Origin of the sequence: Calidifontimicrobium sp. SYSU G02091, from assembly GCF_022631395.1 — a bacterium.
Taxonomy (GTDB): Bacteria; Pseudomonadota; Gammaproteobacteria; order Burkholderiales; family Burkholderiaceae_C; genus Calidifontimicrobium; species Calidifontimicrobium sediminis.
The window spans coordinates 1-618 of record NZ_JALBGB010000089.1 but is presented as its reverse complement, the minus strand read 5'-3'; the positions used below and the strand labels follow the sequence as shown (position 1 = coordinate 618).

The 618-nt window shown below is 65.0% G+C and carries 1 pseudogene; it reads right to left on the bottom strand.

What is annotated here, in order from left to right:
- Nucleotides 1–542 (bottom strand): annotated as a pseudogene (locus MOJ79_RS18895) (ATP-binding protein); the annotation flags it as partial.
- Between the last annotated feature and the right edge of the window lie 76 nt (nt 543–618).

Sequence of the window (618 nt, the reverse complement as noted above, 5' to 3'; positions counted from 1 at the left end):
GCGTCGCGGTGTCGACCTCGTGGCCCTTGAGCGCCCTCACCCAGCCTTTGCGGCTCGCGACGACCGTCACCGGCTCGTCGATCACCTTCACCTCGGCCACTGCGCGCCGGTCGGCCTGGATCAGCGTGCGACGCGCGTCGCCGTACTGCTTCGCGTCGGCTTCGATCTCCTTGATCAGGGTCGCAGGTCAGCTGCGCGAAGAACTCGCGCGTGCCGCTCTTGGCGATGGTGCCGAGGTGCTGGACCGCCTCCTCGCGCGTCATGCCGATGCCGTTGTCCGACACCGTGATCGTGCGCGCCTTCTTGTCGTAGGCGACGCGGATCGCCAGCTCGCCGCCGTCCTGGAGCAGCTCGGGCCTGGCGATCGCCTCGAAGCGCAGCTTGTCGCAGGCATCCGACGCGTTGCTGACCAGCTCACGCAGGAAGATTTCCTTGTTCGAATACAGCGAATGGATCATCAGGTGAAGCAGCTGCTTCACCTCGGCCTGGAAGCCCAGAGTCTCTTTCGTGTGGGCGGCGTCAACTATCTTGGCCTGCCGCATTGCATCGCCTGAACCGTTACCTGCAGGCGGGCGTTGCCTCACGAAACTTGCTACCCGATGGTGGCAGGCAATGGAG